A 16582-nucleotide genomic window follows, 5' to 3' on the forward strand; every position below is an offset into this window, starting at 1 on the left:
GCCCGGCGGGTCAGGCGGACTTGCGCCAGCGGATGCCGGCGGCGATGAAGCCGTCGAGGTCGCCGTCGAAGACGTGCGAGGGGTTGCCGACCTCGTGGTCGGTGCGGAGGTCCTTGACCATCTGGTACGGCGCGAGGACGTAGCTGCGCATCTGGTCGCCCCAGCTCGCGGTGATGTTGCCGGCCAGCTCCTTCTTGGTCGCCGCCTCCTGCTCCTTCTGCAGCAGCAGCAGGCGCGACTGCAGCACGCGCATGGCGGCAGCGCGGTTCTGGATCTGGCTCTTCTCGTTCTGCATCGAGACGACGAGGCCGGTGGGGAGGTGGGTGAGTCGCACCGCGGAGTCGGTCGTGTTGACCGACTGGCCGCCGGGGCCCGAGGAGCGGAAGACGTCGACGCGGATGTCGTTGTCCGGGATCTCGATCGCGCCGGCCTCCTCCATCAGCGGGATGACCTCGACCGCGGCGAAGGACGTCTGGCGCTTGCCCGCAGCGCCGAAGGGGCTCATCCGCACGAGGCGGTGCGTGCCGGCCTCGACGGAGAGGGTGCCGAAGGCGTAGGGCGCGTCGATCTGGAAGGTGGCCGATTTGATGCCGGCCTCCTCCGCGTAGCTCGCGTCCATCACGGTCGCGGGGTACTTGTGCTTCTCGGCCCAGCGGAGGTACATCCGCATCAGCATCTCGGCGAAGTCGGAGGCGTCGACGCCGCCGGCTCCCGCGCGGATCGTGATGACGGCGGGGCGGTCGTCGTACTCGCCGTCGAGGAGGGTCTGCACCTCGAGGTCGCCCATGGTCTTCTGCAGCGCCTCGAGCTCGGCGATCGCCTCCTGCTCGGACTCCGCGTCGTCGGCCTCGTTGGCCATCTCGACCAGGACCTCGAGGTCGTCGAGGCGGCGCTCGATCGCGGTGATCCGGGCGAGCTCGGACTGCCGGTGGCTCAGCGCGCTGGTCACCTTCTGCGCGTTGTCGGTGTCGTCCCAGAGGTCGGGGACGCCCGCCTGCTCGTTCAGCTCCCCGATCTTCGCGCGGAGCTCGTCGACGTCGATGACGGCGAGGATGTCGGAGAAGGTGGAGCGGAGAGCAGTGATCTGCTCGGTGAAGTCGTTGTCCAGCATGGTGACCCCAGACTACCGGGGGCGCCCGGGGTCACCGCTGGGCGCCGTCGGGGCGGCGCTTAGGATGGGGCTGGTGAGCAGCACCGCCGAGCGCCCCTTCCCCGTCGGGCCGCTCCTGCTCTCCACTTTCCTGCCGACCCTGCTCTTCTCGGTCGGCGAGGGCGCGATCATCCCCCTCCTCCCCGCCGTCGCCGGTGACCTCGGTGCCACGCTGGCGATCGCCGGTCTCGTCGCGGGAATGATCATGATCGGCGAGCTCGCGGGCGACATCCCGAGCGGCTGGATCGTCTCGCGGATCGGCGAGCGCGGCGCGATGCTCGGCGCGTCCGGTGCCTCGATCCTCGGGCTGGTGATCTGCCTGGTCTCGACCTCGTGGGTGACGCTCACCGTCGGGGTCTTCCTGATCGGCCTCGCGACGGCGGTCTTCGCGCTCGCCCGGCACGCCTTCATGACCTCGTTCGTGCCGATCAGCCACCGGGCGCGGGCGCTGTCCTCGCTCGCAGGGGTGTTCCGCGCGGGCTGGCTGATCGGCCCGTTCCTCGCGGCGGGGGTCGTGCACCTCAGCGGCTCGGTCGAGTCGATCTTCTGGGTGCACATCGTCTGCTGCGTCGCCGCGGTGGTCGTGCTGCTGCTCGTGCCGGACCCGGCGACGGTGCTGCGCCGCGCGGCGGCCGCCTCCGCCGCCGCCGACCCCGCGCTCGACGACGCCGCCGAGGCCGCGGCCGTGCCGGGGTCCTCCCCCGGCCTCGTCCGCACACTCCGCGCGCACCGCGGGGTGCTCGCGCGGATGGGCTCGGGCGCCGCCGTGATCGGCGCCCTGCGCGCGAGCCGGACGCTGATCCTCCCGCTCTGGGCGGTCAGCCTCGGCCTCGCCGAGACCGACACCGCGATCATCATCGGCATCGCCGGGGCCCTCGACTTCGCCCTCTTCTACGCGGGCGGGCAGGTGATGGACCGCTTCGGCCGCGGCGCCACCGCGATCCCGTCGATGATCGGCCTGGGCCTCGGGCACCTGCTGCTGGTGGTGACGCTCCTCGCCGCGGACCCGGTGCCGTGGTTCGTCGCGGTGGCCTGCGTCCTCGCCGTGGCGAACGGGATCGGCTCGGGCATCCTGATGACGATCGCCGCGGACCTCGCGCCGCCGAAGGATCCGGCGCCCTTCCTCGGCGCCTTCCGCTTCACCGGCGACGCGGGCAACGCCGCGGCGCCGATCGTCGTCTCCGCGCTGACCGCGGCCGTCTCGCTGCCGTTCGCGGCGGGGGCGATGGGCGTGCTCGGGCTGGCCGGCGCCGCCGCGCTCTCGCGCTGGATCCCGCGATACCTGCCGCACCGGCGCCCGCGCGGCTGAGCCTGCGCACGGGGCCCTCCTCGCCGTCCCCTCCTACACTGGAGGCCGCACGCGGGAGTGGTGGAATGGCAGACACGCAGGATTTAGGTTCCTGTGCCGAGAGGCATGTGGGTTCGAGTCCCACCTTCCGCACGAGAATTATTCACGTTTACCCAGCGCGGGTCGATCATTGACGCGAGTGACCGAAGGGACTCTTTTGCGGCGCTAGAGAACATGCAAAGATCCTCACATGTCGCAAATACCCTTCGCTGCCTTGCGCGCAGCCCTCAGCGGTTCCAAAGTTACCGGCACCGGCTCCGAATACCTGTCGGTCCCGAGCGACGACACGTTGTTTGTAGAGCCGACGCTGCTGGTCAAGGAATCTCTCGGAGACTTGAGTGCAGACGTCATCCTAGTTTCCGCGCGAGGGGCTGCTGGGAAAAGCCGGACCGCAACACAATTGGCAGCAGATCTGAATGCACCGCTCTGGCGGTTAGAAAAGGACTCTGCCGTGAGTCGGACCGCGCTTAGCTTTAATCTCGACAGATACACCTCAAGTGCCAACTACTTGGCGCAAGTGTCGGCCCTCGCGGCAAAGCCGGTTCTGCTGATTGACTCGCTCGACGAAGCTCGAGCACGCGTCTCGGCTCGCTCATGGGACGAATTCCTCGACTCGATCATCGAGGCTGCAGCGAAGGGCCTGCGTTGCGTGATTTTCGGACGTGAACGTACTCTCGAAGAAGCGTGGGTCAAACTTGCAGACTCTGGAGCGAAGATCGCATGGCTGGAGGTCTCCCATTTCGAAAAATCGTCCTGGACTACCTACATAGATGGTCGGGTGATTGCGCGAGACAGATCTTCAGCAACAGAGGGAACCTACTACGTATCAGCGCGAGACTCAATCCTCAACGCTCTCAGCGACTCACTCACGCCCGAAACGGCAGAAAACTTTGTCGGATATGCCCCGGTTCTTGATGCTGTGGCAACAACGCTCCTTGATGAACAGAACCACTACTCGCTTTCGCAGGAATTCGCAAGCACCACCGGAAGCGCTCGTCATATCGACGTGCTGAAGCAGATTCTAAAAGGCTTGCTGATCAGGGATCAGGGCAAGCTTGCCCCCCTTGCGCGTGAATTGAGGCTTCCAGAGGACCAGATCTTCAGTCCGCAGGAACAGCTTGAGTGGCTTTGGCACGTACTAGGGGGCTCGCAGGAGCCGAGCCTCGGCTACATCGATGATGAAGCGAAGCAACATGAATACACGCAAAAAATAGGAACCTTCATCGAGGACCATCTTTTCCGGTCCGATAAAATCGTGGGCAAGCGCGGTCTTCGAGGCGTACGCAGCCGCGGAGATGCTCACTTCGCTTCCGGAAGATTTGCTGGTCGACGTTGGGAATCGGTCTGGCCTACTCTTCGACTTCACCACGAGCGTGAACACCAGTCTCGTCGTCAGTGAAGCACAATTTGCAGCTCTACATTCCTCCCTCCTCGAGGGAGGATCGCGGGAAGACTCGGCCGCAGTGACTCTCCTCCAATTAGCGGACTCGACTTATACAGGAAGCATGCGAGCAGATCGCGCAAGTGGGACGCTGTCAATAGAACTCTCGGTGATTCCTTCATCTGATGAAACCATCTCGATCACCGGCCCGCTGGAAGCCCTGACTTTGTCCACAAAGTCAGATGTCGAAATTGTAGGCGCCACTAATGGCGCAATTTTCGGTCCTGATCTTTTCGTTGCCTGCCGCAATCTTTCATTTATAGGCGAGGAGATTTCTTTCTCAAAAACAACCAGCGGTGCGGCAGACGAGTCCACCGGCGTGAGATTCGAAGTCCGAGGAGGCAGCCTAACACTGCCCTCGACGATAGGCACGCCGCCCGCAGAAAATACGTTTGAGCTCGGCGTAATGGAGTCCACGGTCGTTCGCTATCCTTGGACTTCTTTCCGATTCCCGTTGGAAGATGATGAAGATCGCGTCGACCCCAACTCCCGCGCAATCCGCTTCCTGCACAAGCTACAAAGCTTGGCCCGAACCCATGGCCACTCAGGCAATCGCGCTACCTATTATATGAAGCTTCAGGGAAGGCAGCAGATAAAATCTGATCGCCTACGCGCAGTTCTTAGCATCCTCGAAAACCGAGGGGCGATACAAATGGACGGAGAGATGATTTTCATCACTAGTGCGGCCGATCTACACCGATTCAGCGGCAAGAAAGTTTCTGGCCAACGAGCAATCGATCAGGAGTGGAACTACTGGGGACCAATCGTGAATGATATTGAGGATGTCCTTTAGAGCGCCGCCGCTTAGTCCGAAGGTTGGTGTCCGTGTCGCCTGATCGTGCGCCACACATCCCTCGCCCACCGATCGCCGGTACAGTGAGCGCGGTCGAGCCGCTGGCTGCAGCATCGACCAGACCGTACGGCACTGATCGACTGGAGACCCGTTGAACCACGCCGCCCTGATCCCCTGGCTGGATCCCGAGACGATCCTCACCTCGTTCGGGCCCTGGGGCGTGCTGGTGGTCTGCCTGATCGTCTTCGCCGAGACCGGCCTGCTGATCGGCTTCCTCTTCCCCGGCGACACCCTGCTCATCATCACGGGCCTGCTCGCGCACGAGAACGCCTCCAACGGCGGGCTCGGCGTTCCGATCTGGGTGATCTGCCTCGCGGTCGGCTTCTCGGCGTTCGTCGGCGGCGAGGTCGGCTACCTGATCGGGCACAAGGCCGGGCCGCGCATCTTCGAGCGCAAGGAGTCGGGCCTCTTCAGCGTCGAGAACGTCAAGCGCACCAACGCCTTCTTCGAGCGCTTCGGCGGCCTCGCGGTGATCCTCGCGCGATTCGTGCCGATCGTCCGCACCTTCGCGCCGATCGCCGCCGGCGTCGCCCACATGAACTACCGCAAGTACAGCCTCTACAACCTGATCGGCGCCCTGATCTGGGGCAGCGGCGTCACGCTGATCGGCTGGCTTCTCGCGTTCATCCCGCCCGTCGCCGACTTCGTCTCGCACTACATCGACGTCATCCTGATCGGCGCGGTGGCCCTCGCGATCATCCCGACCGCGTTCCACTTCTTCCAGCAGCGCCGCAAGGCCAGGCTGGCCGCCGACAAGGACACCGATGCGGCCGAGGCGAGCGCCCTCGTCCTCGACCCGACCGCCGTCGACGACGAGCGCCGCAAGCACTGACCCCCTGGGAGCAGGCCCCTCCCGCGAGATGCCACTTGTGCGCGCTCGACACGGCGTGTCGCGTGCACAAGTGGCATCTCGCGGTCGGGAGGCTGCGCCCCCGATCAGGAGAGGGTGGTCGCCAGGGACGTCAGCTCGGCTCGGAGGGCGGTGAAAGCCCGGGCTCGGTGGCTGCGGGCGTTCTTCTCGGCGGGGGCGATCTCGGCGGCCGAGAGAGCTGAGCCGGAGGGGACGAAGACCGGGTCGTAGCCGTGGCCGTTGGTGCCGCGAGGGCCCGTGGCGATGCCGCCGTCCCAGCGGCCCTCGACCACGATCTCGCGACCGCCGGGCAGGACGGACTCGGGGACGACCAGCGCGATCGTGCAGACGAAGTGCGCGCCGCGGTGCTCGGGCTTCACGTCGGCCAGCTGGGCGAGCAGCAGCTCGTAGTTCGCGACCGCGTCGTGCGGCCGGCCCGACCAGCGCGCCGAGAAGATGCCTGGCGAGCCGCCGAGCACGTCGACGCAGAGGCCGGAGTCGTCGGCGAGCGCGACGAGGCCGGTGTGCGCCGCCGCGGCACGCGCCTTGATCAGCGCGTTCTCGGTGAAGGAGACGCCGTCCTCGACCGGCTCCGGCCCGTCGTAGGCGCGGACGCCGACGCCCGGCAGCGCGCCGGCCAGCATCGCGCGGAACTCCTCGACCTTGCCCGCGTTGTGGGTGGCGAGGACGAGGTCGAGGCTCACGCGTCCTGCCCGGAGGCCAGTGCCTCGGCCTGGAAGCGGGCGAGGTCGGCCGCCCCGCCGACGGCGAGGTCGAGCAGCGCGTCGAGCTCGCGGCGGTCGAAGGGGGCGCCCTCGGCCGTGCCCTGCACCTCGACGAAGAGGCCGCGGCCGGTGACGACGACGTTCATGTCGGTCTCCGCGCGCACGTCCTCGACGTAGGCCAGGTCGAGCATCGGGACACCGTCGATGATGCCGACGGAGACCGCCGACAGGCTGTCGATCAGCGGCTGCGCCTTCTGGCCGACGTACTTCTTGCCGCGGGCCCACTCGATCGCGTCGACCATCGCCACGTAGGCGCCGGTGATCGCCGCGGTGCGGGTGCCGCCGTCGGCCTGGAGCACGTCGCAGTCGATCACGATCGTGTTCTCGCCGAGCGCCTTGGTGTCGACGACCGCGCGCAGGCTCCGCCCGATCAGGCGCGAGATCTCGTGGGTGCGCCCGCCGACCTTGCCCTTGACGGCCTCGCGGTCCATCCGGGAGTTGGTGGCGCGGGGCAGCATCGCGTACTCGGCGGTGACCCAGCCCTTGCCCTTGCCCTGCAGCCAGCGCGGGACGCCGTTGGTGAAGGAGGCGGTGCAGAGCACCTTCGTGTTCCCGTACGAGATCAGGGCGGAGCCCTCGGCCTGGGTGCTCCAGCCGCGCTCGATGGTGATCGCGCGCAGCTCGTCGGGCGCGCGGCCGTCCTTGCGCTTGACGGTCGGCTGGGCGGCGGTGCTGTCGGTCACTCGGGTCTCCCTGGAGTCGTGCGTCGCGCGGCCCGGTCGAGCTCGCGCAGGTTGATCGTGCCGGTCTCGACGAGGTCGACGCTCGAGACCTCGGGCCCGAGGAAGCGCCGGGCGAGGCGGACGAAGTCGCTCGATCCGGTCTCCTCCCAGCGGTAGGTCGGCGGGGCGGCGGCGGTGCGCTGCAGTCCGTGCGCCACGAGCGTGCGGTAGACGTCGAGCGCGGTCTCCTCGGCGCTCGAGACCAGCCGGACGTCGGGGCCCATCACGTAGGCGATCGCGCCGCGCAGCAGCGGGTAGTGCGTGCAGCCGAGCACGAGCGTGTCGACGCCGGCCTGCTTGAGCGGGGCGAGGTACTCCTCGGCGAGCGCCAGCAGCTCGTCGCTCCAGGTGATGCCGGCCTCGACGAACTCGACGAAGCGCGGGCAGGCGGCCGTGACCAGCTCGAGGTCGGGCGCGGCGACGAAGGCGTCGTCATAGGCGCGCGAGCGGATCGTGCCGACGGTGCCGATCACGCCGACCCGGCGGTTGCGGGTGTCGCGGACGGCGCTGCGGACGGCCGGCTGGATGACCTCGATCACCGGGATGCCGCGGCCGATCGTGTAGCGCTCGCGCGCGTCCCGCATCATCGCGGCTGAGGCGGTGTTGCAGGCGATCACGAGGAGCTTCGCGCCCTGATCGACCAGCGTGTCGAGAGTGTCCAGGGCGTAGGCGCGGACGTCGGCGAGCGGCTTGGGCCCGTACGGCGAGTGCGCGGTGTCGCCGAGATAGACGATCGACTCGTTCTGCAGCTGGTCGATCACCGCGCGGGCGACGGTGAGTCCGCCGACGCCGGAGTCGAAGATGCCGAGGGGTGCGTCCGTCACGGAGGAAGAGCCTACCCGCGCCCGGGGAGGGGGCCCCGTGCGGGGAACCGTGCATGGAAGACTGGACGGATGGATGCCACGTCCTTCCTCACCGACCGCTACGAGCTGACGATGGTCGAGGGCGCTCTCGGCAGCGGCACCGCCGACCGGCGCTGCATGTTCGAGGTGTTCGCCCGCAGCCTCCCGCCGGGCCGCCGCTACGGGATCCTCGCCGGCACCGGGCGCCTGCTCGAGCTGATCTCGCACTTCCGCTTCGGCGACGCCGAGCTCGACTGGCTGCGGGAGAACCGCGTCGTCGACGCCCGCACCCTGGACTGGCTGGCCGACTACCGCTTCCAGGGCGACATGTGGGGCTACCGCGAGGGCGAGGTCTACCTCCCCGGCTCCCCCGTGCTGATCGTCGAGGCGCCCTTCGCCGAGGGCGTGCTGCTCGAGACGCTGGTGCTGAGCGTGCTCAACCACGACAGCGCCGTGGCGAGCGCTGCGGCCCGGATGGTCTCGGCCGCCGACGGCCGGCCGCTGGCCGAGATGGGCTCACGCCGGGCCGGCGAGCGCTCGGCGGTCGCCGCTGCTCGCGCGGCGCACATCGCGGGCTTCGGCGCGACCTCGAACCTCGAGGCGGGTCGCAGCTGGGGCGTGCCGACGATGGGCACCTCCGCGCACGCGTTCACGCTGCTGCACGACTCCGAGGAGGACGCCTTCCGCGCGCAGGTCGCCGCGCTCGGACCGGGCACGACCCTCCTCGTCGACACCTACGACGTCACCGCCGCCGTCGACCTCGCGGTCCGGGTGGCGGGCACCTCGCTCGGCGCCGTGCGGATCGACTCGGGCGACCTCCCCCAGCAGGTCGCCGCCGTCCGCGCCCAGCTGGACGGGCTCGGCGCCACCGGCACGAAGATCACCGTCACCAACGACCTGGACGAGTACGGCATCGCGGCGCTGGCCGCCTCCCCCGTCGACTCCTACGGCGTGGGCACCTCGGTCGCGACCGGCTCCGGCCACCCCACCGCGGGCATGGTCTACAAGCTCGTCGCGCATGAGGACGACGCGGGCGAGTGGGTCTCGGTCGCGAAGAAGTCGGCGGCCAAGGCCTCCATCGGCGGCCGCAAGTCCGCGGGCCGGCTCCTGACCGAGGACGGCGTCGCCGTCGAGGAGGTCGTGCACGTCGGTGCGGGCCCCGAGGGGGCCGTCGGCGAGGACGAGCGCGCCCTCCTGGTGCCGCTGATCGAGGACGGGCGGATCCGCGAGGAGCACCTCGGCGCGGCGGGTGTCGTCGCCGCCCGCGAGCACCGGGCGAACGCCGTGCTCGAGCTGCCCCAGGACGCGCTGCGCCTCGGCCGCGGCGACCCGGTGATCCCGACCCGCTACGCCTGAGCGCTCGGCCCCGGGAAAGGCTCGGCCCGGCTCCCGATGCAGGAGCCGGGCCGCGCGCCCTACTTCATCCGGGCGTAGATCTCCTTGCAGGAGGGGCAGACCGGGAACTTCTCCGGGTCGCGGCCCGGCAGCCACTTCTTGCCGCAGAGGGCACGGACGGGCTTGCCGGTCATCGCGCTCTCGAGGATCTTGTCCTTCGGGACGTAGTGGGAGAAGCGCTCGTGGTCGCCCGGCTCGATCGTCTCCTGGTTGAGGAGCTCCTCGAGTTCGCGGTCGAGGGTGGCGGTTCCTCCGCCTCCCTCGAGGGGGTCGGTGCTGCTGTTCTCGAATCGGGACGTCATGGCTCCGATCCTACGCTCGGAGCGCGGGAGCGGGCGGGGCTCCGCGAGGCTCAGTAGCGGCTGGTGAACGAGACCAGCTCGGCCGCCCGGCGGTCGAAGAGGAAGCCGCCCAGCAGCACGCCGAGCGCGAAGACGCCGACCGCGCTGGCGAGACCCGCGAGGATCGCCTGGTCCCGGTCGCCCTCGTAGAACAGCGCCTGCACCGCGAGCACGACGGCCGGCGCCGCGAGCAGCAGCCCCAGGCCGAAGGCGAGCGCCTGTGCGCCGGCACCGCTCGCTCCGGGTGCCTGCGGCTGCACGAAGGCGCTGTCGCCCGGCCGCGGCGCCGGATAGGCGAGCCGCGCCGAGAGCGCACTCGCGACGCCGGCGGGCACCAGCAGGAGCGCGGCGTTGACCGCGAGGAGGATCGGCAGCGCGTCGTCGAGCCCGGAGGTCGCGCTGCTGACGAGCGAGCCGAGCACGACGATCGGGAGTCCGAGCAGCAGCGTCGGGAAGGCGCGTCCCAGTCGGTCCGACCAGCCGCGCACTCCGGCGGCGGCGTGCAGCCAGAAGGCCGAGCCGTCGTAGGCCACGTCGTTGTGCAGGAACCAGCCGAGGAAGAGCGCGACGAGCGGCACGGGCAGCAGCGAGAGCAGCGGGAACGGCACGCCCACCACGGCGAGCAGCAGCACGGCGAGCACGGGGAGCAGCGGCACGGCGACGAGCGAGGCCTGGTAGCGGGGATCGCGGAGCCAGTAGGTGGTGCTCCGCGCCGCGATCGCGCCGGTGCGGGTGCCGCCGAGGACGTCGAACCAGCCCAGGCGGAGCCCGCGCGGCGGCCGCGAGGTGCGCTCCGGACGCTCGGTCAGCGCGCGGACCACCAGCCACCAGAGCGCTGCGGCGCCGGCGAGGGTGAGCAGTGCCGTCAGCAGCGGGCCTGCCACGGATCCGGTTGCGGCGCTCGGGGCGATCGCCCACGCGGCACCGAACGGCGTCGGGGTCAGGACCTCGGCGAGGCCCTCCAGCGCCCCGGAGCCCTGGCTGCCCCAGTCGAGACCGGTGGACAGGGCGAGGGCGACCGGGACGGTGAGCAGGAGGACGAGGCCGAGCACGGCGAGCAGCTCGCGCGCGGTGCGCGAGGGCACCAGCGCCGTGGAGGCGGCGAGCCCGATCCTGCCGAGCAGCGCGGCGGTGAGGACGCCGAGCAGCGGGCCGACGACCGCGAGGACCCCGGCGTCGGGGAACAGCCGGATCGTCGCCGCTCCCACGACGACGAGGCCGAGCACCGGCACCGAGACGAGGCCGGCCAGCGCGAGGGCGGCCGCGAGCCGGCCGCTGGGGAGGCCGAAGAGCCGGAACGCCCGCGGGTCCATCGGATCCTTCGGCCCGAGCAGGAACGGGAGGACCAGGAAGCCGAGGGTCAGGACCGCTCCGCCGGCGCCGACGGCGTCGCGGGCGAGCCAGGAGCCCGGCTCGATCGTGCCGAGGCAGGCCAGGAGCGCCGCCGTCGAGAGCACGACGACGAGGAGACCGAGCAGGGCGCCGCCCGTGTGCCGTGCGCCCGAGCGGAAGGCGCCGAGCAGGACGTCGAGCCTCAGCCGGAGAAGTCGTGCAACCACTGCAGCCCCTCGGCGATCTGCTTGCCGCCCGCGAGCTCGAGGAAGCGCTCCTCGAGCGTCGCGGTGCCGGCGACCTCCTCGACGGATCCCGAGGCGAGGACCTTCCCGCCCACGATCACCGCGACGTCGTCGCAGACGCGCTCGATGAAGTCGAGGCCGTGGCTGGAGAGCACGACGGTGCCGCCACCGGCCACGAAGCGGCGCAGCACGGTGATCACGGCGGCCGAGGAGACGGGGTCGACCGACTCGAACGGCTCGTCGAGGACGAGCACGCGCGGCGCGTGGATCATGGCGCCGGCCAGCGCGACCTTCTTGGCCATGCCCGCCGAGTAGTCGGAGATGAGGCGCTCGAGGGCGTCGGTCAGGCCGAGCGCCTCGGCCAGCTCGATCGTCCGCTGCTTCGCGGTCTTCCGGTCGATCCCCCGCAGCGCGGCGGAGTAGTAGAGGAACTGCGCGCCGGTGAGCCGGTCGAACAGGCGCAGGCGGTCGGGGAGCACGCCGATCAGCGGCTTGGCGGCCCGCGGGTCCTTCCAGACGTCGACGCCGTGCACCAGCACGCGGCCGGTGTCCGGGCGGAGGAGCCCCGTCATCATCGAGAGCGTCGTGGTCTTGCCCGCGCCGTTGGGGCCGATGATCCCGTAGAAGGTGCCGGCGCGGACGGCGAGGTCGATGCGGTCGACCGCCACCGTGCGGCCGAAGGTGCGGGTGAGCGCGTGCAGCTCGAAGACGACGGGGTGCTCGGGGTCCGCTGCGGGCTGCTCGGGATCGACGGGCTCCGTGGGCTCAGCGACCGCCTGCGCGGGCTCCGCGGCGACCGCTTCTGCGGGAGTCGGCGACTCGGCGGGCGGAGCGTCGTGGCGCTCGGATTCCTCGGCGTTCGTCGCGGACGTCATCCGGCTACGGTACCAAGTCGCCCCGGACGGCGACGGGGCGCGCCGGGCCCCTCGGGGCAGAGCGCCGGATCCGCCCCGCCGACACGGCTCCTGGCAACCCCTGGCCTTCGAAGGCGTGCACAGTACACTAAGTCTCGACCCAGGAAGCGACCAGGTCGCCGCACATCGGTTAATGATCGCTACGCGACGGTGAACACCTCGCTCCGCGGCCACTCGACTCGAGGAGAACACATGACGAGCAAGCCCTTCCAGGCCGCCCCCACCGGCGGTTCCACCGGCACGCCCGCCTCCGTGGTCATCCTCGCCGCGGGCATGGGGAGCCGGCTCGGTCGCTCCCTGCCGAAGCCGCTGACGCCGCTGAGCGACGGCCGCACGATCATGCAGCAGCAGTTCGACAACATCCACCACGCCTTCGGCACGAAGGTCCCGGTGAGCATCGTGGTCGGCTACAAGCTCGAGCACATCATCGAGGCGTTCCCGTCGGCGACGTTCGTCTACAACGAGCAGTACGACCAGACCAACACCTCCAAGAGCCTCCTCCGCGCCCTGCAGGCCTCGGGCCAGGGCGGCGTGCTCTGGATGAACGGCGACGTGGTCTTCGACCCGCGCATCCTCGACCGCACCGCGGACCTGATCGCGAAGGACGTCTCCTTCGTCACCGTCAACACCGCGAAGGTGTCGGACGAGGAGGTCAAGTACACGACGAGCGCCGAGGGCTACATCGACGAGCTGTCCAAGACCGTCAAGGGCGGTCTCGGCGAGGCCGTCGGCATCAACTACGTCTCGGCCGCTGACAAGCCGGCGCTCATCCGGCAGCTGGCCCGGGTCGACGCCCAGGACTACTTCGAGCGTGGAATAGAGTTGGCGATCGAGCAGGACAGACTGCTCGTCGAGCCGATGGACATCTCCGACCTCTACGCCGTCGAGGTGGACTTCGCCGAGGATCTCGAGCGGGCGAACCTCTTCGTCTGAGGCTCGCGACTCGTCCGGCTCGATCCGAGCCGGTCGAGAGGAGTCGCCTGCCGTGAGCAGTCCCGCACGCGTCGACGCCGGCGCGACCGCCCTGCGCCCGCACCGCTCGCGGGCCTGGCGCTACCGGCACTCACTCTGGCTGCTGACCAAGCGCGACCTGACGGTCCGCTACGCCACCAGCGCGCTCGGCTACGTCTGGTCGGTGCTCGACCCGCTGGTGATGTCCGGCATCTACTACTTCGTCTTCACCGTCGTCTTCCAGCGCACGGTCGGCGAGGACCCGTACATCGTCTTCCTGCTCGCGGGCCTGCTGCCGTGGATGTGGTTCAACCAGGCGACGTCGGACGCGACGCGCGCCTTCCTCCGCGAGGCGAAGCTCGTGCGCTCCACGTCGATCCCGCGGACCATCTGGGTCGGCCGGATCGTGCTCTCCAAGGGCATCGAGTTCGTGGCGAGCCTGCCGGTGCTGGTGCTCTTCGCGGTGGTCGCGGGGGCCGGAGTGACGCCCGCGATCCTGCTCTTCCCCGTCGCGATCCTGCTGCAGGGCGTGCTGACCCTCGGGGTCGGGCTGCTGGTCGCCCCCCTGGTCGTCTTCTTCCGCGACCTCGAGCGCGCGATCAAGCTGGTGCTGCGCTTCCTCTTCTACGCCTCGCCGATCATCTACTCGACCGCGAACCTGCCCGATGCGATCCGGCCGTGGGCCGCGCTCAACCCGCTCAGCGGGATCTTCGCGCTCTACCGCTCCACCTTCTTCGCGAGCGAGCTCGACCTGCCGCTCATCCTCACCTCCGTGCTGATCTCGTTCCTCGTGCTCGGGCTCGGCCTGATCGTCTTCCGCCGCTCCGAGCGCGCGGTGCTGAAGGAGCTGTGAGTGGCCTCCGCCGACCAGCACCCCGCCGGTGACGCCCCCGTCGTGATCGAGTGCCGGGGTCTCGGGATCCGGTTCCGGCGGAACCGCCGCGGCCGTCGCTCCTTCAAGGACCTCTTCGCCGGCGGCTCGCGGCGCTCGCGGCCCGGCGAGTTCTGGGCCCTGCGCGGGCTCGACGTTCGAGTCCACGCGGGCGAGGCGATCGGCGTGGTCGGCCGCAACGGCCAGGGCAAGTCGACGCTGCTGAAGCTCGTCGCCGGCGTCGTGCTGCCCGACGAGGGCGTGGTCGAGGTGCGCGGCGGAGTCGCGCCGCTGATCGAGATCACCGGCGGGTTCGTCGCCGACCTCAGCGTCCGCGAGAACGTGTACCTCACCGCCGGGCTGCACGGCATGTCCAAGCGCGAGGTCGACGACCGCTTCGACTCGATCATCGAGTTCGCCGAGATCGGCGACTTCCTGGACACCCCCTACAAGCACCTCTCCAGCGGGATGAAGGTGCGGATCGCGTTCTCGGTGGTGTCGCGGCTCGAGGAGCCGATCATCCTCGTCGACGAGGTCCTCGCCGTCGGCGACAAGGCCTTCCGCGAGAAGTGCTACGCCCGGATCGAGGAGCTCCTCGCCGCCGGCCGGACACTGTTCTTCGTCTCGCACAACGAGCGCGACCTCCGCCGCTTCTGCACCCGCGGGCTCTACCTGGACAAGGGCTCCCTGGTGCTCGACGGACCGATCGATCAGGTCCTCGCCCGGTATTCTGAGGACTACGCGCCGAAAGCGCAGCCCGCCGCGGAGTGACCGGCAGGCCGAGCCGCGAGCGGTCGGCGCCGCGCTCCGCGGGTCACCATGACGCAGGAGTGCAGCCATGTCCTCGAAGAAGGACCGCAAGGACCGCGACGAGCTCGAGCAGGCGGGCACTCCCGCTGTCGAGAACGCGCAGCTGGCCCGGATGCTCGACCGCGTCCTCGCCGTCCAGCGTCCCGCGGTGCTCGCGAACATCCGCGCCCTCCGACGCCGCCGGCCGAACGCGACCCCCGAGCAGCTGATCACCTCGCTCGAGCGTCAGTACCTCTCCAGCGTCGCCGCCGGCGGCGCGGCCATCGGCGCGACCGCGGTCGTCCCCGGCATCGGCACCGCCGCCTCCGTGGCCCTCTCCGGTGCCGGCGCGATCGGCTTCCTCGAGGCGAGCGCCCTCTTCGCGCAGTCGGTGACGGAGGTGCACGGCATCCACGTCGAGGACCCGGACCGCGCCCGCGCGCTCGTCCTGACGCTGATGATGGGCTCCTCGGGCAGCGAGCTCGTGCGCCAGGTCGCCGGGCAGGCCACGGGGTCCGGTGCCGGGATGAACCAGTACTGGGGTTCGGTGGTGACCAAGGGGCTGCCGTCGTTCCTCGTCGGCGAGCTCGCCGACCGGGCCAAGAAGTCGTTCGCGAAGCACTTCCTCGCGCAGCAGAGCGCCGGGCTCGTCGGCCGGGCGATGCCGTTCGGGATCGGCGCCGCGCTGGGCGGCGTCGGCAACGCGATGCTCGGCCGCAAGGTCGTCCAGAGCGCGCGCGACGCCTTCGGGCCGGCCCCGCGCGAGTTCGGCAACGTCTTCGTGCTCCCGCCGACGAAGGCGGAGCGGAAGGCGCTGGCGGCGGCCGTCGAGCCGCTCGAGCTGTACGTGCGCGACTACGGCGGAACCGGCGAGAAGGTCGCCCTGCTGCTGCACGGGCTCGGCTCGGACTCGCGGGTCTGGTACGCGCTGGTGCCGACGCTGCACGAGCACGGCTACCGGGTCGTCGCGCCGGATCTCGCCGGGCACGGCGGCTCGCCGAAGTCGCCGGCCTACTCGGTCGAGCACTGGGCGGAGGACGTGCGCGCCTCGGTGCTGCAGTCGCCCGACCTGATCGTCGGGCACGGCCTCGGCGCGGTCGTCGCCGCGCGGCTCGCCCCGGACTACGGCGCCGAGCGGCTGATCCTGCTCGACCCCGCCTTCTCCGACGCGAAGGGGCTGACCAGCGCCCTGCGCCGCGGCGGCTCGATCGCGCACGTCGAGAAGGGCGACGCCGACGAGCTGCGCCACCGCCACCCGATCTGGACCGACGAGCAGATCGAGCTCGACGTCTCGGCGCACGCGCTGTGGGACCCGGAGTCCGCGGCCGGCCTGACGGCGCGCGGCGCGGCCGACGCTCCGGACGCCTTCCCCGTGCCGACGCTCGCCGTGCTCCCCGAGGACCCGCTGGGCCACTCCTCGCTCGGCGGCGTCCTCGCCGACCACGGCGCGGAGGTGCGCACCGTCCCCGGCGCCGGCGCCTCGATCCTCCGCGAGGACCGCTCCGCGCTCGTCGCGGCCCTCGCCGACCGCCTGTAGCCCCGGCATGCCGAATCGCATCGCCGAGGCGATCCGGTTGCCCGGGTCTCGATACGCCGCTGCGCGGCTACTCGACCAGCATGGAGGGCCGCGGTCCGCGCAGGCCGACGAGCAGCGGCAGCAGGCGTAGCAGCAGGCGTAGCCGCAGCCGCAGCCCAAGCCCAAGCCCAAGCCCAAGCCCAAGCCCAAGCCGAAAGTGAAGCATGTCGATCGAGT

Annotated in this window: 16 protein-coding genes and 1 tRNA gene; 10 read left to right on the top strand and 7 right to left on the bottom strand. The window is 70.0% G+C overall.

The features are described 5' to 3' along the window. Window positions 1-10 precede the first annotated feature (10 nt). Entirely contained in the window at window positions 11-1111 is a 1101-nt protein-coding gene (prfB, locus tag HQQ86_RS08425; protein WP_173287701.1) for a peptide chain release factor 2, read from the bottom strand. A 73-nt stretch (window positions 1112-1184) separates the two neighbouring features. On the opposite strand from prfB, the gene HQQ86_RS08430 reads away from it, so the two are divergent. From HQQ86_RS08430 to HQQ86_RS08450, 5 genes are all read left to right on the top strand, one after another. Then, window positions 1185-2459, top strand: coding sequence for an MFS transporter (locus tag HQQ86_RS08430; protein WP_367948596.1), 1275 nt, complete (start codon window positions 1185-1187; stop codon window positions 2457-2459). Window positions 2460-2510: 51 nt separating this feature from the next. Then, a tRNA-Leu gene (locus HQQ86_RS08435) sits at window positions 2511-2591 on the top strand. 97 nt (window positions 2592-2688) lie between these two features. Next, window positions 2689-3897, top strand: a complete 1209-nt coding sequence (locus HQQ86_RS08440; protein ID WP_173287703.1) for a hypothetical protein — start codon at window positions 2689-2691, stop codon at window positions 3895-3897. A 106-nt stretch (window positions 3898-4003) separates the two neighbouring features. Further along, the gene (locus HQQ86_RS08445) at window positions 4004-4732 is read left to right on the top strand and encodes a hypothetical protein (protein WP_173287704.1); all 729 of its coding nucleotides are present in this window, start codon (window positions 4004-4006) and stop codon (window positions 4730-4732) included. A gap of 151 nt (window positions 4733-4883) precedes the next feature. After that, window positions 4884-5624, top strand: coding sequence for a DedA family protein (locus HQQ86_RS08450; protein ID WP_173287705.1), 741 nt, complete (start codon window positions 4884-4886; stop codon window positions 5622-5624). A 104-nt stretch (window positions 5625-5728) separates the two neighbouring features. Here HQQ86_RS08450 and rdgB read toward each other — a convergent pair whose 3' ends face one another. From rdgB to murI, 3 genes are read right to left on the bottom strand one after another with little or no spacing between them, the layout of a single operon-like run. Next, entirely contained in the window at window positions 5729-6346 is a 618-nt protein-coding gene (gene rdgB, locus HQQ86_RS08455) for an RdgB/HAM1 family non-canonical purine NTP pyrophosphatase (protein WP_173287706.1), read from the bottom strand. Next, window positions 6343-7110, bottom strand: coding sequence for a ribonuclease PH (gene rph / locus HQQ86_RS08460; RefSeq protein ID WP_173287707.1), 768 nt, complete (start codon window positions 7108-7110; stop codon window positions 6343-6345). Before rph ends, rdgB begins: the two co-directional genes overlap by 4 nt. Continuing rightward, on the bottom strand, window positions 7107-7973 hold the full coding sequence (gene murI / locus HQQ86_RS08465) for a glutamate racemase (protein ID WP_173287708.1): 867 nt from the start codon (window positions 7971-7973) through the stop codon (window positions 7107-7109). The genes rph and murI overlap by 4 nt, the downstream gene beginning before the upstream one ends. A 69-nt stretch (window positions 7974-8042) precedes the next feature. Between murI and HQQ86_RS08470 the strand changes: the two genes are divergently transcribed. After that, window positions 8043-9347, top strand: coding sequence for a nicotinate phosphoribosyltransferase (locus HQQ86_RS08470; RefSeq protein ID WP_173287709.1), 1305 nt, complete (start codon window positions 8043-8045; stop codon window positions 9345-9347). A 59-nt stretch (window positions 9348-9406) separates the two neighbouring features. Here the strand turns inward: HQQ86_RS08470 and HQQ86_RS08475 are convergent, their stop codons facing one another. The 3 genes from HQQ86_RS08475 to HQQ86_RS08485 are packed head-to-tail and all read right to left on the bottom strand — an operon-like array spanning window position 9407 to window position 12179. Further along, window positions 9407-9688: a DUF3039 domain-containing protein gene (locus tag HQQ86_RS08475; RefSeq protein WP_123448008.1), complete on the bottom strand. Its 282-nt coding sequence runs from the start codon at window positions 9686-9688 to the stop codon at window positions 9407-9409. Between the two features lie 50 nt (window positions 9689-9738). After that, complete coding sequence (locus HQQ86_RS08480) at window positions 9739-11286, bottom strand: ABC transporter permease (protein ID WP_173287710.1); 1548 nt, start codon at window positions 11284-11286, stop codon at window positions 9739-9741. Continuing rightward, window positions 11262-12179 (bottom strand): ABC transporter ATP-binding protein, encoded by a 918-nt coding sequence (locus tag HQQ86_RS08485; protein ID WP_173287711.1) that lies wholly within the window; start codon window positions 12177-12179, stop codon window positions 11262-11264. The genes HQQ86_RS08480 and HQQ86_RS08485 overlap by 25 nt, the downstream gene beginning before the upstream one ends. Window positions 12180-12410: 231 nt before the next feature. Between HQQ86_RS08485 and HQQ86_RS08490 the strand changes: the two genes are divergently transcribed. The 4 genes from HQQ86_RS08490 (at window position 12411) to HQQ86_RS08505 (ending at window position 16366) form a co-directional block, all read left to right on the top strand. Beyond that, on the top strand, window positions 12411-13151 hold the full coding sequence (locus HQQ86_RS08490; protein ID WP_341850310.1) for a phosphocholine cytidylyltransferase family protein: 741 nt from the start codon (window positions 12411-12413) through the stop codon (window positions 13149-13151). 91 nt (window positions 13152-13242) lie between these two features. Further along, complete coding sequence (locus HQQ86_RS08495; RefSeq protein WP_173288728.1) at window positions 13243-14022, top strand: ABC transporter permease; 780 nt, start codon at window positions 13243-13245, stop codon at window positions 14020-14022. Between the two features lie 42 nt (window positions 14023-14064). Beyond that, window positions 14065-14811, top strand: a complete 747-nt coding sequence (locus tag HQQ86_RS08500) for an ABC transporter ATP-binding protein (RefSeq protein WP_173288729.1) — start codon at window positions 14065-14067, stop codon at window positions 14809-14811. 67 nt (window positions 14812-14878) lie between these two features. Further along, on the top strand, window positions 14879-16366 hold the full coding sequence (locus HQQ86_RS08505) for an alpha/beta fold hydrolase (protein ID WP_173287712.1): 1488 nt from the start codon (window positions 14879-14881) through the stop codon (window positions 16364-16366). Window positions 16367-16582 lie beyond the last annotated feature (216 nt).

Source organism: Rathayibacter sp. VKM Ac-2857, assembly GCF_013205025.1.
Lineage (GTDB): Bacteria > Actinomycetota > Actinomycetes > Actinomycetales > Microbacteriaceae > Rathayibacter.